We start from the raw sequence: 25,613 nt of genomic DNA, 5'->3' as shown, positions 1-25,613 counted from the left end.
TAAAAATAGAAGGTGAAAAAATGTACGAAAAAACAAAGTGGAAAATTCAAAAAATGATGAAAAAAGGTGTTTTTTCGGGGGCTAGTTTTTGTTTCATTGAAGGTGAAAAAGAGGAGAGCAATTGTTTGGGACTGGCACAAGTAAAACCCACCAAAGAACAATTAACCTCGGCCATGCTGTTTGATGTGGCTTCTTTAACCAAAGTAGTCGGCACCACCACCGTTATTTTGCAATTAGTGGAAGAAGGAAAAATTATTCTAGATCAATCATTACAAACTTATTATCCCTCTTTTCAAGATTCTAATATTACAATCCGGCATTTGTTGACACATACGGCAGATTTACAAGGCTATATTCCTAATCGTGATCAGCTGAATGCCCAAGAATTAAAAGACGCCTACAATCATTCATTTCACGCAGGCAAAGCAATAGGTAAAAAAGTCGTCTATACAGATGCAGGGACTATTTTATTAGGCTTTATGTTAGAAGAAATGTTCCAACAATCAATGATAGAAATTTTATCTGAGCGAGTATTGCTTCCTTTAGGGATGAACGAAAGTACGTTTCTACCAAAGAATCCTTTAAACTGTGTGCCAACAGAATTACATGAACAAAGAGGGTTGATTCGAGGTGCAACCCATGATCCTAAGGCATTCGTTTTACGGGAACATGCAGGGAATGCTGGCTTGTTTAGCAATGTCTATGATTTAACAAAATTTGTTCGAATGTATTTAAATCGAGGCAGTTATCACAATCACCAATTCTTGAAAAAAGAGACAATTGATTTGTTACTAGTTAACCAAGTGCCAGCTGCAGATAAACCACGTTCTCTAGGCTGGGATTTTAAATATGATGTAGCTACGCAACGGCCATTATTATTCCATACAGGCTATACAGGCACTTTTTTGCTAATTGATGTGCAACAACAATCAGCGCTTATCTTTTTATCTAATCGAGTCCATCCAGAGGACCACCGGAACACTTATATCGAAGAAAGAGATCAGTTGTTGGCAACCTATTTAAAAGAGAAATCATCAGTTTCAGATGAAATGACTAGTTTTTAGTGATATAATGAGAGCGAATTCAATTTGGGAGGTCACAGTCAATGCAAGAACCATTATTTTTACAACCTGTTTTTCAAGAAAAAATTTGGGGCGGCAATCGTCTACACACGCTATTTGGTTTCGATTTACCGAGCGATAAAATTGGTGAAGATTGGGCAATCAGTGCACATCCACATGGCGTTAGTACTGTTTTAAATGGCGAATTTAAAGGAAAAAAATTAGATGAATTGTGGGCAGACCATCAAGAGTTATTCGGCCATGCAGGTGGCGCTGTCTTTCCATTATTAACGAAAATTTTAGATGCTGAAGATGATTTATCCGTGCAAGTTCATCCTGATGATGCATATGGCCAAAAACATGAAGGCGAGCTAGGCAAAACTGAATGTTGGTACATTATTGATGCAGAACCTGGCGCTGAAATCATTTATGGACATCACGCGAAAACAAAAGAAGAACTTGCAGAAATGATTGAAGAAGGTCGTTGGGACGATCTTTTAAGAAAAGTACCAGTGAAAAAAGGCGATTTTTATTATGTACCAAGCGGCACTATTCATGCCATCGGCTCGGGTATTTTAATTTTAGAAACGCAACAAAGCAGTGATACTACGTATCGGGTTTATGATTATGATCGAACAGATGATCAAGGAAAGACCCGGGAATTGCATATTCAACAATCCATTGATGTGACAACCGTTCCGGCGAAGGATCCTGACCTCTCTATTCAACAAGAAAATCAAGGACAATCAAGCATTGTTACTTATGTAAAAACAGATTTCTTTAATGTCTATGAGTGGCGTGTCAGTGGGATTCTAAAAGTCAAAAAACAAGCACCTTATACATTAGCAACAGTTATTGAAGGTGTGGGTCGATTGATTACAGAAGATGCTGCAAAAGCAGATGTGGCTACTTTTGATTTGAAAAAAGGCGATAGCTTTATCTTTCCGACAGATATTCCGAGCTGGCGTTTTGAAGGTGATCTAACGATTATAGCTTCAGAACCTGGCAGTCGCTAAAAAAAGAGGAGATCATCAACAGATGATTTCCTCTTTTTTAGCATTAAAACAGTTTATTTTGTTATAAAGGAACGTTTAGGTAAGGCAGCGATAACAGCTGTGACGATGATGACTGATAGCAGACGATCCCCGTAATCTGTTATCAATTGAACCAACAGGACGCTTGCTAACTGATTGAAGCCTAAACCATATAAAAATTGGACAATTATGCTGGAGCCAGCAGAAGTAATTCCACCAAATAAACAAACTGTTATTAAGGAAGAAATCACTGTTCCTGGTATCGTTAACCACAACGTTTTAAATGGTAATTTGGTTACTTTTAACTGCTGATGAAGGAGCAAACCTGCTAAAATTCCTGTGCAGAGTTGGACAGGTGAATAATACAGAGAAAAGATATCCGTTGTCAATCCAGTTAGTAGACTTGTTAAAATACCTGTCAGTGCGCCAAAGAGTGGGCCTAATAACGCACCTGTAAAAATAGTTCCCGCACTATCAAGATAAATTGGTAAACGAAGGAGTAACGCAATGGTACTGCCAAGGTAATTTAAAGCAACACTAAAAGCGATAATTGTAATGATTCGTGGTGTTATTTTTTTCATGGTTATCCCATCCTTAAATTTTTGAAATCTCTTTCGATCTCATCTATTTGTACATTTAAAAGAATGGATAGAAACTTCACGAAAAACTGTTGACTATCAACCGTAGTCAAGACATGACAATTAGCTGGTTGCTGCTGGAAATGATATTGATCGATCATTGATTGCCCCATAGCAATGCCGTCAGGAACAATTTGTCCGTAACTGGAAAAGCCTTGGCAGAGCGTAGGATCAATAAAATAAGCAACCGCTAAGGGATCGTTGATAACACACCCTAAAATACGTTCATATTTCCAATGAAAATCAAAATAAAATTGAGTAATCTCAGCGAGGTAATTCCCCATTTTGGGGTTGAGTCGTTGACAATAATTGAGAATTGTTGGTGTAAAAACAATTTCTCGTGTGACATCTAAGCCGACCATCTCGATTTTTGCACCTAATTCCTCAAAAACCCATGCTGCTGCATCAGGATCACACCAATAATTAAATTCTGCAACAGGAGAGCAATTGCCGTGGCTTTTAAAGGTACCACCCATTGAGACAAAACGTTGAAGATTTCGCCCCAGAAGAGGTTCTTTTTTTAAAGCCAAAGCAATATTTGTTAAAGGACCAAGGGCAATGATTGAGCAATCGGTAGCTTGTTGAAAGGTTTGTGCTAAATAGTCAGCAGCGGAAAGCGCTTGTGCTTGGATTTTGCTAGTTCTGGGGAAATATGTTTCACCTAAACCATCCATGCCATGTGTATCTTGTGCACTAACAAATGGCCGTTTTAAAGGGCTAGCAGCCCCTTGGTAGACAGGAATATCTAAGCGATTAACTTTTTCCAAACATTTAAAAACATTTTCCACGCCAATCTCCACAGGGACATTTCCACAAACAACGGTAATCGCTTGGACATCTAGCTCTGGTGAAGCAAGTGCATACAAGAGAGCAAGCGTGTCATCAATTCCAGGATCACAATCAATAATTACTTTTTGCATTTTTTCCAATCCTCCTTTTTCGTTAACTGCAAATGATAACTCTTGTTAAAAAAGCTATGACTTGAGTTAGTATTGAGAGATACTTAGTTTTTTATTCTGGGAAGTTTCCGAACCAGTCCGAGAAATTCTCGATTTTAAATGCACCTCTTTATCTTACTATATTTTGTAAAGATGTAAATAGTTGTCGGAGAAATGAAAAAGAATCTAGTCCTATATGTAGGAACTAGATTCTTCTTTTATTTATAAAGCGTTTCAGGAATAGCGATCGGTTCACCATATTTTTTCTCTAAAGCGGTCCGAATTAACCGAATCCCTAGATTTTTGTTGCGTGCTAAGATTGGACCGTGGAAGTAGGAGCCAAACACATTTTTATAGACAACGCCTTCGCCATTATCTTGACCGTTATTGCCTTTGCCTTGTTTGACTGTTCCTAAAGGTCGTTCACCTTCGCCTAAAAAAGTCATGCCATTATGATTTTCAAAACCATAATACGTTTCATCAAATTCTTCATTATAAATTTCAATATCACCAATGAAACGATTGTTGTCTTGGCTCAAAGTGTAATGATCTAATGCACCGATTCCTTTAATTTTTTCGCCTTTTGCGCCGACATAGTAATGTCCTAGAAGTTGATAACCACCACAGATAGCTAACAAGACGCCGTCATTTTCAATATAAGAAGTCAAAGCTTCTTTTTTATTCTGAATGTCTTCTGAGATGATCAGTTGCTCGAAGTCTTGACCGCCACCAACAAAGACTAAATCATATTTTTCGGGATCAAACGGTTCGTAGATACTGATAATTTCTGATCGGAAGGTAACGCCCATTTTTTCGGTTAAATATTTAAGCATCAATAAATTTCCGTTATCTCCGTAAGTATTTAATAAGTTGCCATATAAATGACAAACGACTAATTCTTTAGACACCATTCATTCCCCCTTGAATATACCCTTGGGCTGTTAATGATTTTCTTAATTGCAAAACAGCAGTATAGGTTGCCAAAATATAGACATGATCTGTCGGCAACGTTTTAATTTCTGAAATTACTTGCTCCAAATCAGCAATTTCTAGTAATTTTTCTTCAGGAATACCCGCAACTTTTAAACGCAAGGCCATATCTTCATGGCGATCACCGCCAGCAATTACTTTTGGAATGTCCATATCAGCAAAGGCTTCATGATTACCATCCCAAATCCAACTGACATCAATTCCATCTGCATAATTAGCATTTAATAATGAAACCAGCGAGAAAGAGTAAGGGGCTAAGCCCATCATATCAATGACCTGATTTAAACCAACGGGATTTTTTACTAAAACTAACGTACATTCTTTATCGCCAACTTTAATGGTTTCTTGACGCCCAAAAACTTTTTCATCATAAGCTAAACCTGCTCGGATTTTATCTGGTGCCACCTGATAATATTCTGCTACCGCTGTGGCTGCTAGCGCATTATAAACATTGTACATCCCACCAACAGCAATGCCGTATTCTTCGCCATCAATCACAAAATCAGCAGATGTGTTATCCATCCGGACCATTTCCGTTAACTGTACATCCAATTCAGGGCGTTTGAAGCCACAATTTGGGCAATAGTAATCACCTAAATTAGCATACGTAATCATTTTATAATGAAGAATATGATTACATTTTGGACATAAAACCCCATCTGTATTGTAATGAGCCAATTGCTCTTTCGGTGGTAAATGATTAAATCCATAGTATTTGCGAGGATTTACAGTTTCTTTTGAATTAAAAATTGGCGAATCACCATTGCACAAAATAGTTGCTTCAGGAGCAGCAGCGGCGCCTTCCATAATTAAGCGATACGTCGTATAAATTTCGCCATAGCGATCCATTTGGTCGCGGAAAATATTCGTAAAAACAAATAATTTTGGTTGAATATATTTAGTGACACGGCTTAAACTTGCTTCATCAATTTCTAACACCGCAAATTTCTTTTGTCCTTTTTTCGCCTTGGCATTTAAAAAAGTAGAGACAATTCCTTGCTCCATGTTAGCACCCGTTGGATTTGTTAATACCTCATCAAATTCTTGGCGTAAAATGTTAACAGTTAAAGCAGTTGTCAATGTTTTACCGTTCGTTCCAGTGACTACGACAATTTCATAGTCTTTTGCCAATGTATCTAAAATTTTAGGATCGATTTTTAGGGCTAATTTCCCTGGGTAGCTACTGCCGCCTTTAAAAAATGTTTGTAAAACCCATTGCGAAGTTTTTCCTGCAGCAATTGCTAAATGACTTCGAATCCCCATTTGTTGTCCCCCAATTTCTATATCTTTAATTTTTCGTTATTTTAAATTAAACTCAATCTATCATACCATAACTAAAATAAAAAATTAATTCCTTTTACTTTTTCTTACTATTATTTAAAAAGTCTTTTAGAAAAAGTAGAATAGTGAAGGAAAAAAGAGAATAGACGACTTGTCTTAACAACAAATCGTCCATCGATTTCCATTTTTATTTCGCATCAATATAACTGTATAGCGTATATTTAGAAATATTGAAGAAGTTAGAAACTTTGTCCCCAGATTTAGTGACTAAGAAGGCGCCTTTATTGTTTAAAAATTGAATACACTTGATTTTATCGTCCTTCGTCATTAATGGGACCGGCTTACCAACTAATTTGACTGATTCATGAATTAAATCGTCTAACAACTCATTAACATCCTGAGGAATGTAATCAGGGTCTTTATCTTCTTCAGGTTCTGCAGTGGAAATCAAAGATTTTAAGTTTGACTCTGCAGCAATCAATGTAGTGATGTCGTAGTTAATAGCAAAAATACCATCGAGTTGACCATTCTCATCTTTAAAATACATTGTACTAGATTTTAAAATACGACCATCATGGGTACGGGTTAGATAGTTAATATGATCATTCAACTCACTAGGGTCTTTTTTTAAGGCTTCTAAGACTACTTGAGAAGGTCCATCGCCCAGATGACGAGAAGAGACATGACCATTTTCAATGGAAACAATAGAGTTGTTAATATTGTCTTCATTGATTTGGTGGATAACGACTTCGCAGTTTTCCCCAAATTGACCAGCTAAACCTTTAGCAATTTGTGTTAAAAAAGTAAGTTTTTCGTCGGATAACATAAATAAGCTCCTTTCTAATGTGCCTGGCACAAACAGTTTTTATAAGATTGTGTCAAATTTAACATAATATTTTTAAATGGAATAGGCAGGGCTAAATCCTTTAATGTCGCGTACTACCTGTTCTGAAAAATAATGATAGCATGATAAAAATAATAATACAAGATAACGGCTGTCAAAATTCTAAAAAATATTTTTTAGGTAGCATTGTTTTTTTTAAGGTAAGGTGATATACTTTAATCAAGTTAATGAGTTCGTTAGTAAAAAAATGCAAGCGCTTCAAATGCTTTTCGTAGGAAATATAGATTAGAAAAGCTAGACAAGCTATATTCGTGAATGATTGAGCGATTGATTTGTAAGCGTTTGCTAAATGTGGGGAATAGGTTGGAAAATAGGAGGAGAATACATGTTATTAATTGGAAATGGGCGTTTAATCACTCGGGATGCGCAGAATCATTTTTTTGAAAATGGGTGTGTGGCGATTGATGGTCAAGTTGTGAAACAAGTCGGAACAACAGAAGAATTAAAACAAGCTTATCCAGAAGCGACATTTATTGATGCTAAAGGTGGAGTGATTATGCCAGGCTTTATTAATATGCACAATCATATTTATAGTACCTTTGCACGTGGGTTAAGTTTAACGAATTATCATCCTAAAAATTTCATGGATATTTTGGTAGATCAATGGTGGCGAATTGATCGTGCCTTGACATTAGAAGACACTTATCAAAGTGGTAAGGTTGCTTATTTAGATAGTATTCGCAACGGCGTTACAACTGTCTTTGATCATCATGCTAGTTACGGAGAAATTACAGGGAGTTTAACCCAATTATCTAATGCAGCGGACGAGTTAGGGATTCGGACCTGCCTTTGTTATGAAGTTTCTGATCGCGATGGTGAGCAGAAAATGCGGGAAGCAGTTCAAGAAAATGCCGCCTTTATTAAAGCCAGTTCCTTAAGAAATGATGATATGCAAAAAGCGATGATGGGGATGCATGCAGCATTTACTTTATCAGATGCTTCTTTAGAATTATGTGCAGCCAATACGCCAGATGGGATTGGTTATCATATTCATATTGCAGAGGATTTAGCCGATGTTCATGATTCTTTGAAAAAATATGGGAAGCCGATTGTGAACCGATTATTTGATTTAGGGATTTTAGGAAAACAGACAATGGCAGGCCATTGCATCCATATTGGACCTCATGAGATGGAATTACTAAGAGATACAGACACAATGGTGGTCACGAATCCAGAGTCGAATATGGGGAATGCGGTCGGTTGCCCACCTGCGATGCGCATGTTTAATGAGTATGGTATTTTGATGGGTCTTGGCACAGATGGTTATACGAATGATGTGACGGAATCCTATAAGGTAGGAAATGTTATCCACAAACATCATTTAGCTGATCCAAATGCGGCTTGGGCAGAAATTCCCACAATGCTGTTTGATAATAATCCGCAAATGGCTAATCGCTATTTTAAAACAAAGCTAGGCGTTTTAGAACCTAATGCAGCAGCAGACGTCATTATTGTTGATTATCATGGCCCGACACCAATGACAAAAGAGAATTATAACATGCACATTTTATTCGGCATGAATGGTGGGATGGTCACTGACACGGTGATTAATGGAGAAATTCGGATGCGTAATCGTGAAGTTCAAGGAATTGATGAAGAGAAAGTTTGGCATGATGCGCAAACGCAAGCACAATCTTTCTGGAAACGAGTAAATCAATAGCTTTCATTATAAATAAAAGGAGTGACGTTAATGAGTGATATTATGCATCCCATCTCAATTGAGGCTTTATTAAATTGGATTTTTAGTGAGTATCAACAAGATGGCACAATTTTTGGCATTCGTAAATTTTATCATGCGGATCCTACAAAAACGATTTCGTTATTTGGAGAAAAAATGGAAACCCCTTGTGGTCCAGCAGCAGGTCCTCATACACAATTAGCACAAAATATTATTGCGGCCTATTTAACAGGTTCTCGTTTTTTTGAAGTTAAGACAGTCCAGATACTGGATGGAGAAGATTTACCTGTGAGTAAACCATGTATCGCAGCAGCAGATGAATGTTACAACGTTGAGTGGTCCACAGAATTGCGCGTTCCCCAAGCTTATGATGAATACGTCAAAGCATGGTTCGTTTTGAAGTTACTTAGTAAAGAGTTCGAGCTAGGTGACCCGAATGGTTTCATTTTTAATATGAGTGTTGGCTATGATTTGGCAGGGATTCAATCACCAAAAATTGATCGTTATATTAACGAAATGCAGAACGCAGAAGGAACGCCGATTTGGGCGGAATGCCAAGCAGCTGCCAAAAAATATCTATCTTATTTTAAAAAAGTAGATGACTTATATATCGAAGCAATTAGTCCTAAAGTCTGTCATTCTATTACGCTGTCGACTTTACACGGTTGTCCATCAGACGAAATTGAACGAATTGCGGCCTATTTATTAAGTGAAAAAGGGCTCCATTCCTTTATTAAATGTAATCCAACCATGTTAGGTTATGAATATGCGCGTCAAACGATGGATGAGCTAGGGTTTGATTATATGGTTTTTGACGATCACCATTTTAAAGAAGATTTACAATTTGAAGAAGCAGTACCGATGTTACAACGTCTGCAATTATTAGCTAATAGTAAAAATCTAAGCTTCGGAGTTAAAATTACGAACACTTTCCCGGTAACGATTGCAGCAAATGAATTACCTGGTGATGAAATGTACATGTCAGGACGTTCGCTATTTCCTCTTAGTATTTCATTGGCACAAAAATTATCAGAAGCATTTGATGGGAAACTACAAATTTCTTATTCTGGCGGTGCAGATATTTTCAATAGTAAAGAAATATTCGATGCTGGGATTTGGCCAATCACTATGGCAACGACTCTGTTGAAACCTGGTGGCTATCAACGAATGAATCAAGTTGCTAATGTATTAAGCGCAGCAGAATATCCTCAGATGGTTCATGTCAACTTGGATAAATTAGCTCAAGTTGTTGAGAAAGCTAAAACACAAGCGCGTTACCAAAAATCAATTAAATTACCAGAAAGTACCAAACTAAGAAAAACAGTTCCGTTAACAGATTGTTATATTGCTCCTTGTCGAAGTGACGGTGGTTGTCCAATCAATCAGGATATTCCTGCTTACCTTCGTTATGTCAGTGAAGGTAATTATTTAAAGGCCTTGCAAGTAATTGTCGATAAGAATCCGTTGCCTTTTATTACTGGAACCATTTGTGCACATCCTTGTATGACTAAATGTACACGTCAATTTTATGAAGAATCTATTCATATTCGGGAAGTGAAGTTAGAAGCAGCTGAACATGCTTATGATGAATTATTGACGACACTAGAAAAGCCACAGCCAAAAGAAAATGCACCTAAAACAGCTGTTGTGGGTGGAGGCCCTGCAGGGATCTCTGCTGGGTATTTATTAGCACGTGAAGGCATGCCTGTTACTGTGTTTGAAAAATCCGAGACAATTGGGGGCGTTTGTAGCCAGATTGTACCAGAATTTCGAATTTCTATGGAATCTGTTCAAAAAGACGTTCAGTTAGCGGAATTTATGGGAGCCGAATTCCGTACAGGACAAGAGGCGCCATCATTGGCGGAATTGAAAAACCAAGGCTATACGAATGTTATTTATGCCATTGGTGCATGGAAACATGGGGTCCTTCGTTTAGAATCTGGTCGAGCATTGAACTCGTTAGAATTTTTAAAAGCAAATCGAGAAAATCCAACGATTAATCCTTACGGAGAACAAATTGTCGTCGTTGGTGGCGGAAATACAGCCATGGACTGTGCTCGTGCAGCCACAACATTACCTGGTGTTAAAAAAGTCTCAGTGGTTTATCGTCGGAATAAACGCAATATGCCAGCAGATGAAGAAGAACTTTATTTAGCTTTAGAAGATGGTGTTGACTTTTTAGAATTACTTTCGCCAATTAAACATGAAAATCAACAATTAACTTGTGAAAAAATGGTCCTAGGTGAACGAGATGCCTCTGGACGCCGTCGACCAATTGGTACAGGAGAAATGATTGATATTCCTGCTGATACAGTGATTGCCGCTGTTGGTGAAAAAGTAGATACAGAATTTTACCAAGCATTAGGCATTCACACAGACAACTATGGGAAAGTCGTTTCAAATCAAGAAACATTGGAAACAAATATACCAGGTGTCTATGTCATTGGTGACGCTAATTTAGGACCAGCCACAATTGTTGAAGCAATCGCTGATGCAACCAAAGCGGCCAATAATATTTGTCTTGTCCACAATCATCACTATGAAAAAGATAATTTAAATAGTGATGTCGCATTTGTTAGAAACAAACGGGGTATCCTTGTGACAGACGAGATGTCTTGTAGTCAAGCTAGTCGTTGCTTAGAATGCTCCACAATTTGTGAATCTTGTATGGATGTCTGTCCAAACCGAGCAAATATTGTTGTGTATGTCGAAGGAAAACCACAAATTGTCCATGTTGATCGGATGTGTAACGAATGTGGCAACTGTGAAACATTTTGCCCTTATGCAAGTGCCCCTTACAAAGACAAATTTACCTTATTTAACAGTGAAGCTGATTTTTATGACAGTACTAATTCAGGTTTCTATGTTCAAAATCCTGTGGATAAAATTTGTTTACTGCGTCTATGGGGAACGGTGTCAACAATTCAATTAACAGATCAAGGATTAGATGTACCAGAAGATTTAATTGCATTAATGGTAACTATGATTGAAGAATATGCTTATTGTATGCAAGCATAAAAGGAAATTTACGACTGGGGGATAAATAAATGTCTATTCTGCTCAAAGGTGGAACCGTCGTATCTGCATATAATCGTCGTCAATTGGATATTCGAATTGACGGCGAGCAAATTGTAGAGATGGGGGCAAATTTACCAGTAGAAAATTCTCAGATTGAGGATGTTACGGGGTGTTATGTATTACCAGGCTTTATTGATGCGCATACGCATCTGGAATTAAATAATGGCAAAGGTTCGTTAAGTACGGCGGATAACTTTACCACTGGAAGCCAAGCGGCGGTGGCCAAAGGTACGACTACGGTTATTGATATGGCTACACCTAATAAAGGCGGCTCATTGAAAGACTGTTTAGCTACTTGGAATCAATTGGCTGAAGGCAAGAGTTCATGTGATTATACTTACCATATGTCCATGATTGAATGGAAACCAACGATAGCTGCTGAAATTCAGGAAATGATTGCTGCAGGTATTACTTCCTTCAAAATGTATATGGCTTATGATAATTTGCGGACCACAGATGCGGAAATTTTTGAAGCGATGAAGGAAATAAAAAAAGTTAATGGAATGTTAGGCGTTCATTGTGAAAATGGTGATTTAGTAGATGAATTAATCCAATCATATGTTTCTCAAGGAAAGCTAACCCCGCACTATCATCCGTTATCAAGACCGGCGGCTGTTGAAGCAGAAGCGGTAGCAAGATATTTGATGATAGCGGAAATGGCTGATTTGCCGGTTAATATTGTGCATTTAAGCACAAAACGATCATTAGAAGCGGTGGAACGGGCTCGTCAAAGAGGACAATCAGTCTATGTAGAAACTTGCCCTCAATATCTTTTACTAGATGATCACTTGTATGATGCGCCTAATTTTGAAGCAGCAAAATATGTCTGCTCACCGCCACTACGCAAACGAGAGGATCAACGGGCTTTGTGGCAAGGGATTAAAGAGGGGGCAATCAATACAATATCGACAGATCACTGCAGTTTTAATTTTTACGGACAAAAAACAGTTGGCAAAGATGATTTTAGTAAAATTCCCAATGGGATGCCAGGTGTTGAAACGAGACCAGAATTAATTTACACGGAAGGTGTGGCGAAGGGCCGAATCACCTTGGAAAAAATGGTTGCTCTGCTTTCTGAAAATATTGCTAAACAATTCTCGATGTATCCACAAAAAGGTGTGGTGCAAGAAGGCAGTGATGCCGATTTAGTTGTTTGGGATCCCAGAACAACCGGCGTGATTGCTGCGAGAACGCAGTTACAAAATGTCGATTATACGCCGTATGAAGGATTTGAAACACAAGGACAGGCTCGAATGGTTTATTTAAGAGGTCAAAAAGTTGCTGAAGCTGGGCAAGTCATCTTGGCAAATCAAGGAAAATTTGTTTTTCGTAAAGCAACTTAAAAATAGAAGGAGGAGAAGTATTTTTGGAAAAAATTAAATGGACAGCAAATGAAATGCCGAAGACGGAGGATAAGTACTTACCTCTGATGTCTAAAGAAAAAATTGAGAAAGCTTTGGCTTTTCACAAAAGTTTTCCACAGTATTCAGAAACACCATTAGCAGAATTGAATCATATGGCCGCGTATCTGGGGTTAAATGATTTCTTTGTTAAAGATGAATCTTATCGCTTTGGTTTAAATGCTTTTAAAGTATTAGGTGGTTCGTTTGCCATGGCTAACTATATTGCCGAAAAATTAAAGAAAGATGTTTCGGAACTAACATATGATGAATTAACTTCTGATCAATTACGATCAGCTTTTGGACAAGCTACGTTTTTTACAGCAACTGATGGTAACCATGGACGAGGAGTCGCTTGGGCTGCGAATAAATTAGGCCAAAAATCAGTTGTACTCATGCCGAAGGGTTCAACACAGACGAGAAAAGAAAATATTGAAAAAGAAGGCGCAACCGTCACAATCGAAGAAGTTAATTACGATGAATGTGTGCGAATGGCTAATAAAATGGCCGAAGAAACTGAAAACGGTGTCATGGTTCAAGACACCGCTTGGGACGGATATGAAAAAATTCCGACTTGGATTATGCAAGGATACGGAACGATGGCGTTAGAAGCCTCTCAACAATTAAGAAAGTTTGGCTCTGAACGACCTAGTCATGTTTTTGTTCAAGCTGGTGTCGGCAGTTTAGCTGGTGCAGTGATTGGTTATTTTGCTAATGCTTTTCCAGAAAACCCACCGATTATGGTCGTAGTTGAGGCACAGGCGGCTGACTGTTTATATCAATCAGCAATTAAAAAAGACGGAGAAATTCGCTTTGTCGATGGTGATTTACAGACAATTATGGCTGGCTTAGCATGTGGAGAACCTAATACGATTTCTTTTGATATTCTAAAAAATCATACATCCTTCTTTGTTTCAGCGCCAGATTGGGTTTCTGAAAAAGGAATGCGTATGTTGGGCGCGCCATTAAAAGGGGATCCGCAAGTTGTATCAGGCGAATCTGGGGCAGTAGCAATGGGCTTAGTAGCTACAGTGATGCAAGATCCCGACTATCAAGAATTACGTGAGGCATTGCAACTGGATGAGACGTCAAACGTTTTAATGTTTTCTACCGAAGGGGACACTGATCCAGACAATTATAAAAAAATTTTATGGAGGTAAAAGGAATGGATTTTAATGCAGTAAATGCAGCAGCAGAAGGTTACAGAGAAGATATGGTCAAATTTTTAAGAGACCTTGTCAAAATTCCAGGAGAAAGTGCAGAAGAAGGCAACAAAATTGCGCGAGCAAAAGCCGAAATGGAAAAATTAGGTTTCGATAAAATTGACATTGATCCTCAAGGAAATTTACTTGGTTATATGGGGTCTGGTGAAAAATTAATTGCTTTTGATGGGCACATGGATACTGTCGGAATTGGTGAAATGAGTAACTGGAAATTTGATCCTTACGATGGCTATGAAACAGAAACTGAGATCGGTGGTCGCGGTACGTCTGACCAAGAGGGCGGGATTGTTTCGGCTATTTATGGCGCTAAAATCATGAAAGATTTAGGTCTATTATCAGAAAAATACACTGCTTTAGTAACAGTTACTGTACAAGAAGAAGACTGTGACGGCTTATGTTGGCAGTACATTATCAAAGAAGACGGTATCCGTCCAGAATTTGTTGTTTCAACAGAGCCAACAGATGGTGGGATTTATCGTGGTCAACGAGGCCGAATGGAAATTAAAGTTGATGTCAAAGGCGTTTCGTGTCATGGCTCAGCACCAGAACGTGGAGATAATGCCATTTACAAAATGGCGGATATCTTACAAGATGTTCGTGCCTTAAACAACAATGGAGATACAGAAAGCACAGCGATTCGTGGTTTAGTTCGTATGTTAGATCCTAAGTACAATCCAGAGTGGCAAGAAGCCCGTTTCTTAGGACGTGGTACGGTGACTGTTTCGCAAATTTTCCATTCTTCACCAAGTCGGTGTGCTGTTGCGGATGGCTGTACCGTTTCACTAGACCGTCGAATGACTGCTGGAGAAACTTGGGAAAGTTGTTTAGAAGAAATTCGCAATTTACCAGCTGTTAAAAAATATGGAGATGATGTGACGGTTTCAATGTACAACTATGATCGTCCTTCTTATACGGATTTAACTTATGAAATTGAATGTTATTTCCCAACGTGGGTAATTCCAGAAAATCATGATGTAACAAAAGCCTTGATGGAAACGCATAAAAATCTCTATGGAGAAACACGGAAAGGCTCTGTAGAAACAGTGGAAATGCGTGAAGAACGCCCATTGTTAGATAAGTGGACCTTCTCAACAAATGGCGTTTCAATTATGGGACGTAATGGTATTCCTTGTATTGGTTTCGGGCCAGGGGCCGAAGCACAAGCACATGCACCAAATGAAAAAACTTGGAAAGATGATTTGGTTCGTTGTGCAGCCGTTTATGCGGCATTACCAACGGTCTATTGTGGTTAAGTAAAGGATTATTAGACAAGAAAAAAGGAGCAGATGGAATGGAAACGTTTAAAGAATATATTGAGAAATTAGATAAATTAGAATTTGAAAAAATGTACGAAAATGACTTTTTCCTAACTTGGGAAAAAACAAGAGATGAATTAGAAGCTGTTTTCACAGTTGCCGATACATTACGCTATTTAAGAGAAAATAATATTTCAACTAAAATCTTTGATAGTGGCTTGGGGATTTCTTTATTCCGCGACAACTCTACAAGAACACGTTTTAGTTTCGCTTCAGCGTGTAATCTTTTGGGCTTAGAAGTTCAAGATTTAGACGAAGGAAAAAGTCAAATTTCTCACGGAGAAACTGTTCGTGAGACAGCAAACATGATTTCTTTTATGGCTGATATCATTGGTATTCGTGATGACATGTACATTGGTAAAGGCAATGCTTACATGCACGAAGTATCAGAATCTGTCCAAGAAGGATATAAAGATGGGGTATTGGAACAGCGCCCAACGTTAGTGAATTTACAATGTGATATTGACCATCCGACGCAAGCAATGGCGGATGCGTTGCATTTAATTCATGAATTTGGTGGCATTGAAAACCTGAAAGGGAAAAAAGTTGCCATGACTTGGGCGTATTCACCATCTTATGGAAAACCATTATCTGTTCCTCAAGGAATTGTTGGTCTAATGACCCGTTTAGGAATGGATGTCGTCTTAGCACATCCAGAAGGTTATGAAATTATGCCAGAAGTAGAAGAAGTTGCGAAGAAAAATGCGGCAGAATTTGGTGGAAACTTTACTAAAACGAATAGTATGGCAGAAGCATTCAAAGATGCGGATGTTGTTTATCCGAAAAGCTGGGCACCTTTTGCGGCAATGGAAAAGCGAACTGAATTATATGGCAATGGTGACCAAGCAGGAATTGATCAATTAGAACAAGAATTACTTTCTCAAAATAAAAAGCACAAAGATTGGGAATGTACAGAAGAATTGATGAAAACAACAAAAGACGGCAAAGCTTTGTATATGCATTGTCTACCAGCTGATATTACTGGCGTTAGTTGTGAAGAAGGCGAAGTGGAAGCTTCTGTTTTCGATCGTTATCGGGTCGAACTTTACAAAGAAGCTAGCTACAAACCGTATGTTATTGCGGCTATGATTTTCTTAAGTAAAGTAAAAAATCCGCAAAAAACCTTAACAGAATTAGCGGATAAAGCGACACCAAGAGAAGTAAAATAATGAATTTGGCATGAAGACAGATGCTTTTTCTTTACACAATGAATCATTAGAAGTTGCCTCTTCAACATGAACAAATAAGACCTTCCCAAGTCTATTCATGAATGTGTGATTGTCTCGAGTCAAGAACGCTTAGTCATGTGCGTTGACTTCATGCAACGACAACAGACAGTTAATACGAAAACTCGTTGTGAAAAAGAAAAAGCATCGTCCTTTTTATAAAACAGAAAATGAGGTGAAGCAATGGGCAAACGCGTCGTAGTAGCTTTAGGTGGCAATGCTTTAGGAAATAATTTGACGGAGCAGATGACTGCCGTAAAACAGACCTCCAAAGCGATTGCAGATTTGATTGAAGCAGGATATGAAGTTATTTTATCTCATGGCAATGGTCCTCAAGTGGGGATGATTCAATTAGCTATGGAAGAATTTTCCTTTAATAATCCACAATATCCAGTTGTTCCGTTATCCATGTGCGTAGCCATGAGTCAAAGTTACATTGGCTATGATTTAGAGAATGCGCTACAAGAAGAGTTGCGTCAACGAAATATAAGTAAAGCCGTCACCACCGTAGTCACTCAAGTGGTCGTGGATGAAAATGATCCGGCGTTCAAAAAACCAACGAAACCAATTGGTCGCTTCATGACAAAAGAAGAAGCAGAACAATTAGTCAAAGAAAAAAATATACAAGTGATGGAAGATGCTGGCCGTGGTTATCGCCAAGTCGTCGCTTCTCCTAAACCAAAAAATATTGTCGAACTTCTCACGATTCAAACATTGGTTGATGCTGGCCAAACAGTCATTGCTGGCGGCGGTGGTGGCATCCCAGTCATTCAAGAAGGGAACCGACTAAAAGGTGTCAATGCAGTCATCGACAAAGATTTTTGTAGTGAACGACTGGCTGAACAAGTGGATGCTGATCTGCTCGTGATTTTAACAGCAGTTGAAAAAGTTTGTATTAATTTTGGTAAAGAAAATCAAGAAGCCTTAGGGAATGTTTCAACAGAAAAAATGAAACAATATGCGCAAGAAGGTCAGTTTGCTCCAGGTTCAATGTTACCAAAAGTTGAAGCAGCGATTAAGTTTGCTGAATCTAAGCCAGGTCGAAAAACATTGATTACGTTATTAGAAAAAGCCAAAGAAGGATTATCTGGAAAAACAGGGACTTTAATTGAAAATAAAGAATCATAGAATGGAGGAAAACGATGACAAACAAAATGATTAATTCTGCACAGGCACCAGCTGCTGTAGGACCTTATTCACATTCTGTCTTAGCGGGAAATACGTTGTACATTTCTGGACAACTAGGATTAGATCCGCAATCGGGCGAAATGAAGACTACAGTGGAAGAACAAGCAAAACAAGCTTTTATCAATTTAGGTTCGATTTTAAAAGAGGTCGAGATGACCTATGATAATGTTGTGAAAACAACGGTGTTTTTACAACATATGTCTGATTTTAGCAAAATTAACGAAATCTATGGGAATTACTTTTCAGAAGTTTTGCCTGCACGTTCTTGTGTAGAAGTAGCCAAGTTGCCAAAAGATGGTTTATTTGAAATTGAAGCAGTTGCTGTCAAAGGATAATTTTTAAGATGTTTCTGAGGGAAAAAGGATTGCATTCTTTATTGATTAAGGGGAACAATCCTTTTAGAATAAAAAGAAGAAGGAAACGATCCTATGAATGAAAAAAAAGAGCAAGCATTATTTGAATATGATGCGAAACTATCAATTTCTGAAGCAATTCCGATGGGATTGCAACACGTTGTCGCAGCAGTAGTAGGGATTGTCACACCGGGAATCATGATTGCCAAAGTTTGCCAATTAAGTCCTAGTGATACGACTATTTTGATTCAAACATCATTGATTTTTTCAGCAGTTGCAACGTTAATTCAACTTTTCCCTATTTTTGGAAAAGTGGGTTCACGGTTACCAGTTATGATGGGGGCAAGTTTTGCGTATGTACCGATTTTGATGGCCATCGGAGCTGATTTTGGGATTGCAGCAATTTTTGGTTCCCAATTAGTTGGCAGTATTCTTGTTATTATTGTTGGTTTGTTCATTAAAAAAATCCGTGTGTTGTTTCCGCCTTTAGTAACAGGAACGGTTATTTTAAGCATTGGACTATCCTTGTTTCCTGTTGCGATTAAGTATATGGCAGGAGGAGCTGGTAGTGCTGATTTTGGTTCAGCCCGGAATTGGTTAGTTGCATTATTAACCTTTGCGATTGTCTTTTACTTCAATTATTTTGCAAAAGGATTTTTGAAGTTATCCGCAATTTTAAACGGAATGGTTATTGGCTATTTGATTTCTTTAGCTTTAGGGATGGTTAGTTTTGAGCCAGTTCAAAATGCTAAAATCGTTCAGGTAATTACCCCGTTTCACTTTGGACTGGATTTTCAATTGGTACCAATCTTTACGCTTGTGGTGATGTTTATTGTTGATGCTGTTCAAGCCATCGGTCAATTTACAGCAACAACGGTTGGGGCAATGGATCGGGATGCAACGGATGAAGAATTATCTGGCGGAATTATGGGGAGTGGTTTCACTAACTTTATTGGCAGTTTATTTGGATCAATCCCAGTGGCAACTTTTGGACAAAATGTTGGTCTGGTTACGGTAACAAAAGTGATTAATAAATATGTTCTGGTTTTCGCTTCAGTTATATTATTAATTGCTGGTTTTGTTCCGAAAGTAGCTGCATTATTAACTACGATTCCTTACGCGGTAATTGGTGGCGCAACGATTTCAGTTTTTGCTTCTATTTCTATGACAGGTATTCGGATGATTGCTTCGCAGGAAATGACTCCTCGAAATACTGGGGTTGTCGGAACAGCTCTAGCATTTGGAATTGGTGTCACATTGTCTACTGGAAGCTTAGCTGGTTTTCCAACTTGGGTAACAACGATTTTCGGTAATTCGGAAGTTATCTTAACCACTTTGGTAGCAGTCCTTTTAAATGTCATTTTAAAACCAAAAAAGCGTGTAGCACTTGAGTGAAGATTGCTTTTTTTGATACGAAAGTGAGTAAGCTTTCGTATCCTTTTTCCCTTACGTTATCTATAAAAAAATGAACGAATAAAGGAGGAGAAGATGTTTACGTATTCCCTAAACTTAAAATTAAAAACAGATCGGAACTTTTTTGGTCCTGGCGTTGTCGAAGTTTTACAAAAAATTCAGCAAACTGGTTCACTAAACTTAGCGGCAAAAGAGATGAAAATGTCTTATAATAAGGCATGGCGGATTGTGCGGGTAGCTGAAGAAGAGCTATCTTTTCCATTAATTATCAAAAGCGTTGGCGGTTGTAATGGTGGCGGGTCAATTGTTACGGATCAAGGAAAAGAGTTGATTGATCAATATCTTTTATTTGAGAAAAAAGTGTATCAACAGGTAGAGGCATGCTTTGAAGAAATATTTAAAGAACAGGATGTAGTATCGGAGGAACTGAAATGAGAGAAGTATTTCAGCGTTTGAAACAGGCAATATTGGAAAAGCAAGACACGATGTTATTAACGATTGGTACAAGTTCAGGATCCACACCACGAAGTCAAGGGGCTAGAATGCTGGTTTCCGCCGAAGGTAGAATAGCCGGAACTGTTGGTGGTGGGGCGGTTGAATTTCAGGCTGAACAAGTGGCAAAAAAGCTAGTTCTTGAGAAAGAAAATGCACAACGTCAATTTATTTTAGCCCCGAATAATATTGCTGATTTAGGTATGGTCTGTGGCGGGAATGTCACGATTTTTTTCCATTATCTTTCATGGGAAACGCCATTTTTAAAGGAGTTGTGTGAATCCATAGAAACGCATTTTCAAAATAACCAACAAGGTTGGTTAGTGACTGAACTAGATCAAAACAATTTAGGAAAAGTATCCTTTTATAGTGAAACAGGCGAATTGATTGGTTCCACTTCTTGGGAGGGGGAATTAAGTTTGCTACCTAAAGGTATCCATTGTGAGCAAAAAGAGGACATAATTTTTTTAACAGAAGCGATCCTCCAAGTAGGGAAAGTGTATATTTTTGGAAGTGGTCATGTTGCACGCGCATTGGTACCTATTTTAAACTATTTATCGTTTTATTGCGTTGTAGTGGACGATCGTCCAGAATTTTTGACGGCACAAGCTTTTCCACAAGCTGAAGAACTACGGGTGATTCCTTTAGAAAATTTAGCTGCGTTTATTGAAATAACGGCGGACGATTATGGTATAGTAATTACCAGAGGACACAATTTTGATTTCATCGTTGCCAAACAGTTATTGGAAACACCAGCCAAATATATTGGTGTGATGGGGAGCAAACACAAAATTGCTTCACAAGTTCGACGGTTAAAAGAGGTCGGTTATACAATGACTGAAATTGAAAGAATTTTCATGCCAATTGGCTTAGACATTGCAGCCGAAACACCAGAAGAGTTAGCGATTAGCATCGCGGGAGAATTAATTCAACAGCGCTATCAATAATGCGAACCTTTAAATTAAATAAAAAACTTTTTTTGCTAAAAAATAATTTTTAGAACGGAGATTTGTGGTATAATCTAGGTGATTGAACACTAAACTATATCAGAAATCGAGGTGCAAGAAATGTATTCAATTATTGTAAATGGTCAAAGTGAAACCTGTGAAACAAACAAAAAATTAATGGACTTTTTGCGGGAGGATCTGGGCCTAACTGGAACAAAAGATGGCTGTAACCAAGGCTCTTGCGGTGCATGTACGGTGTTAGTAAATGGAAAGGCTTCCAAAGCATGTTTGTTTACTCTAGAAAAATTAGCTGGTAAAGAAGTCACGACAATCGAAGGTTTAAGCCAACGGCAAAAAGATGTCTATGCCTATGCGTTTGCAAAAACGGGTGCAGTTCAGTGCGGGTATTGCATCCCTGGGATGGTTATTTCGGCACAAGGATTATTGAACAAGAAACCCGAACCCACAAAAGAAGACATTCAGAAAGCTATACGAGGAAACATTTGTCGTTGTACAGGATATGTGAAAATAATAGAAGCCATTCAGTTAGCTGCTAAAATGTTTTGTGAAGAAGCGAGCATTCCAGAAGAACATTCAAATGGTAAATTAGGGGAAGACTTCCAACGGGTCGATGCAGTGGAGAAAACCTTAGGAACAGGGATTTATGTAGATGACATTGACATAGAAGGAATGCTTCATGCATCTGCTTTGCGGAGTGCCTATCCTCGCGCAAAAGTTCTATCAATCGATAGTACCCAAGCATTGGCGCATCCTGACTGTGTGGCTGTGTTCACAGCTAAAGACGTTCCAGGAAATAATAAAATTGGTCATTTAGAATTTATTTCCGATTGGGATGTAATGATTCCAGAAGGAGAAATAACACGGTATGTTGGGGATGCAGTAGCACTCGTTGTTTCAAAAAGAAAAGAAACCTTACCAGAGATAAAAAATTTAGTGGAAGTTGATTACGAAGAAATGATACCGCTTACTTCTTGTGAAGCTGCTTTAGCAGAAGGTGCACCAGCTATTCATGAAAAGGGCAATATCTTGTCTCATGAACACTTGGTACGTGGCAATGCAGAGGAAGTGTTAGAAAATTCTGCGTTTGTAGTGACAGAACATTATTCCGTACCAATTAATGAACATGCCTTTATGGAGCCCGAATGTGCGATTGCACAACCTGAAGGTGAGGGCATTTTACTCTTTAGTGCGGGTCAAAGTATCTATGATGAACAACGGGAAGTGGCTCGGATGCTAGGGCTAGACAAGGAAAAAATTCATGTTCAATCAAAACTTGTTGGTGGTGGTTTTGGTGGAAAAGAAGACATGAGTGTTCAGCATCATGCATCCTTAGCCGCTTGGTTATTGAAGAAACCAGTAAAAGTACTGCTAAGCCGTGAAGAAAGTTTGATGGTTCATCCCAAACGCCATGGCATGGAAATGGACTTTACGACCGGCTGTGATGAAGAAGGCAATTTAACTGCAATGAAAGCAGTGATTTATGCGGATACTGGGGCCTATGCTTCTTTAGGAGGACCGGTATTGCAACGGGCTTGTACACATGCGGCAGGTCCCTACAAGTATCAAACGATTGATGTGGAAGGGTTTGCTGTATATACTAATAATCCGCCAGCAGGTGCATTTCGCGGATTTGGTGTTTGCCAAACGGCTTTTGCAATTGAAAGTAATTTAAACTTGTTAGCAGAAAAAGTCGGACTATCACCATGGGAAATACGCTTTAAAAATGCCGTCGCCCCAGGAGATACTTTACCGAATGGACAATTGGTCTCGAAAAATGCAGCGTTAAAAGAAGCCTTGTTAGCGGTTAAAGACGTCTATGAACAAGCGGAAGTTGCTGGAATTTCTAGTTTCTTTAAAAATAGTGGCGTGGGTGTGGGGCTACCTGATACAGGGCGTTGTATTATTTCTGTTGAAGAAGGAAAAATACATGTCCGCACAAGTGCTGCTTGTATCGGTCAAGGGATGGCAACCGTTACGACGCAAATTGCCTGTGAAACATTAAATTTACCACCAGAAATGATTGTTGCGGAAGCCCCTGATACAAGAAGAACACCGAATTCAGGAACGACAACGGCTTCGAGGCAGTCACTCTTCACAGGAGAAGCAACTAGAAGAGCGGCAATGCAATTACGGTATGAGCTTGATATGGGACGTGCTTTAAGCGATTTGGAAGGCGAAGAATTTTATGGGGAATATTCAGCGAAAACGGATCCATTAATTAATGATAAAAAAAGTCCAGTTAGTCATGCTGGTTATGGTTATGCTGCTGAAGTAGCTATTCTAGATGACAAAGGAAAAGTAGCTAAATTTGTGGCTGCGTATGATATGGGGCAAGTGGTGAATCCACGAGCTGCTGAAGGTCAAATTGAAGGTGGGATTGCAATGGGCATGGGGTATGCTTTAACTGAAAAATTTGCCTTAGAAGAAGGCTATGTTAAAGCAAAATATGCAACGCTAGGATTAGTGAACGCCACTCAAGTACCACCAATCGAAACAATTTTGGTTCATGCTGACAATCTTCACGAAGGTTTAGCTTATGGAATTAAAGGCGTAGGTGAGTTAGCAACGATCCCTACCGCACCAGCTTTAGCAGGCGCATATTTTGCCTTGGATGGTCAGCTCCGACCAAGTCTGCCTTTAGAAAATACCCCTTATCAAAAGAAAAAAAGATAAAAGGAGACAACTCATGTCACTCGTTAGTGTCATTATTCTAGCATCGGGCAATTCACAACGGATGGGCCAAAATAAATTGTTCTTAAAATATCAAGGAAAAACATTTTTAGAGCACACGTTAACCTTAGTGAATCAATTAGACGTATTAGAACGGATTTTAGTTGTTTCGCCTGAGAATCAGCCAGCGTTTCCTTTACCTAAGAACATTCAGTTGATTCTCAATCATCAATGGCAAGAAGGACAAAGTAGCAGTATTCGTTTAGGAACCGAACAAGCTCGGGGAGCTGGCTATTTATACTTACCTAGCGATCAACCATTGTTAACACCTAAAATGCTACAACTCGTGTTAGATAAATGTCAGAGAAATAAAATTGTAGTGCCATTACAAAAAGATGGCTGTCCTAGTAGTCCAGTATTATTCGGTAATCAATTTCGACAAGAACTATTAACATTGACTGGTGAAAAAGGCGGACGCATGATTTATGAACGCTTTCCAGAAGCAGTTCAGATGCTGAGAATAGCGACTCCTGGCCGTTTGAAAGATATCGACACGCCAGAAGAGTACCAAAAATTAATTCAAGAAACCAATAGTTAGAGAGGAAAAACGTATGAAGGACTTGGTTTATTTAAATTATGCAGCGACTTCCTATAAAAAATTTCCAGCAACCATTGAGGCTTTGACTGCCTATTTAGCAGAAAATCAGTTCATGAATTACGGAAGAAATGCCCCTTTGCTTAGAGAGGGGCTTCCTCTTTTAGAGACACGTCAATTGTTAGCAGACTTTTTTCAGGCACCCAGTGCGGCTCAGATTACGTTTACGAATAACGCAACAACTTCCTTAAATCTTGCATTAGCGGGGATTTTACAACCTGGCGACCATGTGATTACGACTATGTTAGAACATCATGCAGTAGCTAGACCTCTTCACTTACTTGAGAAAGAACGAGGCATTTCAGTGACATATGTTGCTTGTCAAAAAACTGGCCTGTTAGAAGTAGAAGATATTCAGCGAGCTTGGCGAACGAATACAAAAGCCTTGGTGATGACACACGCATCCAATGTCTTAGGCACCATTTTACCCATTGAAGAATGTTTTCAATGGGCTCAACAGAAAGGATTACTAACTATTTTGGATGCGGCTCAAACGGCGGGATTTTTACCAATAAAAATGACCCAGATGGCCATTGATGTGTTAGCCTTTACTGGACATAAAAGCTTATATGGATTAGCAGGTATTGGTGGGTTAGCTTTTAGTGAGCGAGGGGCTGAAGCGGTCAAACCACTGATGGCGGGCGGCACTGGTAGCCATTCTAATTCCTTTGATCAACCCTCTTTTTTACCAGATAAATTTGAAGCTGGTACGTTAAACAGTTTAGGTATTCTAAGCTTAAATAGTTCTATTAAAGAGTTGAATAAAATTGGTTTAGCAGCGATTCAAAAGCATGAACGAACCTTAATGCAGAATTTTTTAAATGGTTTATCAGGGTTACCTGTCACAATTTTAGGAACCAAGGACGTGGCACAAACTGTCCCTGTTGTTTCTATCACACTGTGGAATCAGGAAGAAACAATAGTGGCACAGCAACTAGCAGAACAATATGGCATTATGACGCGCGCAGGTTTGCATTGTGCACCATTAGCCCATCAAACAGCTGGGACTTTAGCAACTGGCACCTTACGTTTTAGCTTTGGTTGGCAGACAACGCCTGAAGAAATTACTTGGACAATTCACGCTTTACAAGAACTACTAATTTGAGA

The 25,613-nt window shown here is 38.7% G+C and carries 21 protein-coding genes and 1 riboswitch; of the genes, 16 read left to right on the top strand and 5 right to left on the bottom strand.

Annotation, left to right across the window (positions count from 1 at the left end):
• Positions 1 to 20: 20 nt before the first annotated feature.
• Both IGK82_RS09980 and manA read left to right on the top strand, forming a co-directional pair.
• Positions 21 to 1,064, top strand: a complete 1,044-nt coding sequence (locus IGK82_RS09980; RefSeq protein ID WP_113843873.1) for a serine hydrolase domain-containing protein — start codon at positions 21 to 23, stop codon at positions 1,062 to 1,064.
• A gap of 41 nt (positions 1,065 to 1,105) precedes the next feature.
• Positions 1,106 to 2,077, top strand: a complete 972-nt coding sequence (gene manA / locus IGK82_RS09975) for a mannose-6-phosphate isomerase, class I (protein ID WP_002356580.1) — start codon at positions 1,106 to 1,108, stop codon at positions 2,075 to 2,077.
• A 53-nt stretch (positions 2,078 to 2,130) separates the two neighbouring features.
• Here manA and IGK82_RS09970 read toward each other — a convergent pair whose 3' ends face one another.
• The 5 genes from IGK82_RS09970 to IGK82_RS09950 form a co-directional block, all read right to left on the bottom strand.
• Positions 2,131 to 2,676, bottom strand: a complete 546-nt coding sequence (locus tag IGK82_RS09970) for an ECF transporter S component (protein WP_002368898.1) — start codon at positions 2,674 to 2,676, stop codon at positions 2,131 to 2,133.
• A gap of 2 nt (positions 2,677 to 2,678) precedes the next feature.
• On the bottom strand, positions 2,679 to 3,653 hold the full coding sequence (locus IGK82_RS09965; protein WP_002376589.1) for a nucleoside hydrolase: 975 nt from the start codon (positions 3,651 to 3,653) through the stop codon (positions 2,679 to 2,681).
• A 77-nt stretch (positions 3,654 to 3,730) separates the two neighbouring features.
• A riboswitch (PreQ1 riboswitch) is annotated at positions 3,731 to 3,775 on the bottom strand.
• Between the two features lie 114 nt (positions 3,776 to 3,889).
• The gene (locus IGK82_RS09960) at positions 3,890 to 4,582 is read right to left on the bottom strand and encodes a type 1 glutamine amidotransferase (protein ID WP_010709837.1); all 693 of its coding nucleotides are present in this window, start codon (positions 4,580 to 4,582) and stop codon (positions 3,890 to 3,892) included.
• Positions 4,572 to 5,924, bottom strand: coding sequence for a Mur ligase family protein (locus IGK82_RS09955; RefSeq protein WP_002356584.1), 1,353 nt, complete (start codon positions 5,922 to 5,924; stop codon positions 4,572 to 4,574). Before IGK82_RS09955 ends, IGK82_RS09960 begins: the two co-directional genes overlap by 11 nt.
• 205 nt (positions 5,925 to 6,129) lie before the next feature.
• Positions 6,130 to 6,768 carry a helix-turn-helix transcriptional regulator gene (locus IGK82_RS09950; RefSeq protein WP_002381503.1) on the bottom strand — a complete coding sequence of 213 codons (639 nt, stop codon included), beginning with the start codon at positions 6,766 to 6,768 and terminating at the stop codon, positions 6,130 to 6,132.
• Between the two features lie 403 nt (positions 6,769 to 7,171).
• Between IGK82_RS09950 and ssnA the strand changes: the two genes are divergently transcribed.
• From ssnA to sclA, 14 genes are all read left to right on the top strand, one after another.
• Positions 7,172 to 8,506: a putative aminohydrolase SsnA gene (gene ssnA / locus IGK82_RS09945; protein ID WP_002359625.1), complete on the top strand. Its 1,335-nt coding sequence runs from the start codon at positions 7,172 to 7,174 to the stop codon at positions 8,504 to 8,506.
• Positions 8,507 to 8,536: 30 nt separating this feature from the next.
• Positions 8,537 to 11,542 (top strand): putative selenate reductase subunit YgfK, encoded by a 3,006-nt coding sequence (gene ygfK, locus IGK82_RS09940; protein WP_002387142.1) that lies wholly within the window; start codon positions 8,537 to 8,539, stop codon positions 11,540 to 11,542.
• A gap of 29 nt (positions 11,543 to 11,571) precedes the next feature.
• Positions 11,572 to 12,945 (top strand): dihydropyrimidinase, encoded by a 1,374-nt coding sequence (gene hydA, locus IGK82_RS09935; protein ID WP_002387141.1) that lies wholly within the window; start codon positions 11,572 to 11,574, stop codon positions 12,943 to 12,945.
• Between the two features lie 23 nt (positions 12,946 to 12,968).
• Positions 12,969 to 14,162 (top strand): diaminopropionate ammonia-lyase, encoded by a 1,194-nt coding sequence (gene dpaL, locus IGK82_RS09930; RefSeq protein ID WP_002356589.1) that lies wholly within the window; start codon positions 12,969 to 12,971, stop codon positions 14,160 to 14,162.
• Positions 14,153 to 15,478, top strand: a complete 1,326-nt coding sequence (locus IGK82_RS09925; RefSeq protein WP_002362247.1) for a YgeY family selenium metabolism-linked hydrolase — start codon at positions 14,153 to 14,155, stop codon at positions 15,476 to 15,478. Before dpaL ends, IGK82_RS09925 begins: the two co-directional genes overlap by 10 nt.
• A 38-nt stretch (positions 15,479 to 15,516) precedes the next feature.
• On the top strand, positions 15,517 to 16,710 hold the full coding sequence (ygeW, locus tag IGK82_RS09920) for a knotted carbamoyltransferase YgeW (protein WP_002379712.1): 1,194 nt from the start codon (positions 15,517 to 15,519) through the stop codon (positions 16,708 to 16,710).
• Between the two features lie 240 nt (positions 16,711 to 16,950).
• Positions 16,951 to 17,895 carry a carbamate kinase gene (arcC, locus tag IGK82_RS09915; RefSeq protein ID WP_002367131.1) on the top strand — a complete coding sequence of 315 codons (945 nt, stop codon included), beginning with the start codon at positions 16,951 to 16,953 and terminating at the stop codon, positions 17,893 to 17,895.
• A 14-nt stretch (positions 17,896 to 17,909) separates the two neighbouring features.
• Entirely contained in the window at positions 17,910 to 18,290 is a 381-nt protein-coding gene (locus tag IGK82_RS09910; protein ID WP_002362244.1) for a RidA family protein, read from the top strand.
• A gap of 93 nt (positions 18,291 to 18,383) precedes the next feature.
• Positions 18,384 to 19,703, top strand: a complete 1,320-nt coding sequence (locus tag IGK82_RS09905) for a nucleobase:cation symporter-2 family protein (protein WP_002356594.1) — start codon at positions 18,384 to 18,386, stop codon at positions 19,701 to 19,703.
• A gap of 93 nt (positions 19,704 to 19,796) precedes the next feature.
• Positions 19,797 to 20,156: a winged helix-turn-helix domain-containing protein gene (locus IGK82_RS09900; RefSeq protein WP_002356595.1), complete on the top strand. Its 360-nt coding sequence runs from the start codon at positions 19,797 to 19,799 to the stop codon at positions 20,154 to 20,156.
• Positions 20,153 to 21,160: an XdhC family protein gene (locus IGK82_RS09895; protein WP_002362591.1), complete on the top strand. Its 1,008-nt coding sequence runs from the start codon at positions 20,153 to 20,155 to the stop codon at positions 21,158 to 21,160. Before IGK82_RS09900 ends, IGK82_RS09895 begins: the two co-directional genes overlap by 4 nt.
• Before the next feature lie 120 nt (positions 21,161 to 21,280).
• Positions 21,281 to 23,854, top strand: a complete 2,574-nt coding sequence (gene xdh, locus IGK82_RS09890; protein ID WP_002356597.1) for a selenium-dependent xanthine dehydrogenase — start codon at positions 21,281 to 21,283, stop codon at positions 23,852 to 23,854.
• A 13-nt stretch (positions 23,855 to 23,867) separates the two neighbouring features.
• Entirely contained in the window at positions 23,868 to 24,449 is a 582-nt protein-coding gene (mocA, locus tag IGK82_RS09885) for a molybdenum cofactor cytidylyltransferase (RefSeq protein WP_002362242.1), read from the top strand.
• 13 nt (positions 24,450 to 24,462) lie between these two features.
• Complete coding sequence (gene sclA / locus IGK82_RS09880; protein ID WP_002356599.1) at positions 24,463 to 25,611, top strand: selenocysteine lyase SclA; 1,149 nt, start codon at positions 24,463 to 24,465, stop codon at positions 25,609 to 25,611.
• Positions 25,612 to 25,613 lie beyond the last annotated feature (2 nt).

The sequence above is a fragment of the Enterococcus sp. AZ197 genome, from assembly GCF_050556405.1.
Taxonomy (GTDB): Bacteria; Bacillota; Bacilli; order Lactobacillales; family Enterococcaceae; genus Enterococcus; species Enterococcus faecalis.
This window is presented reverse-complemented; position numbering and strand designations above follow the sequence as displayed.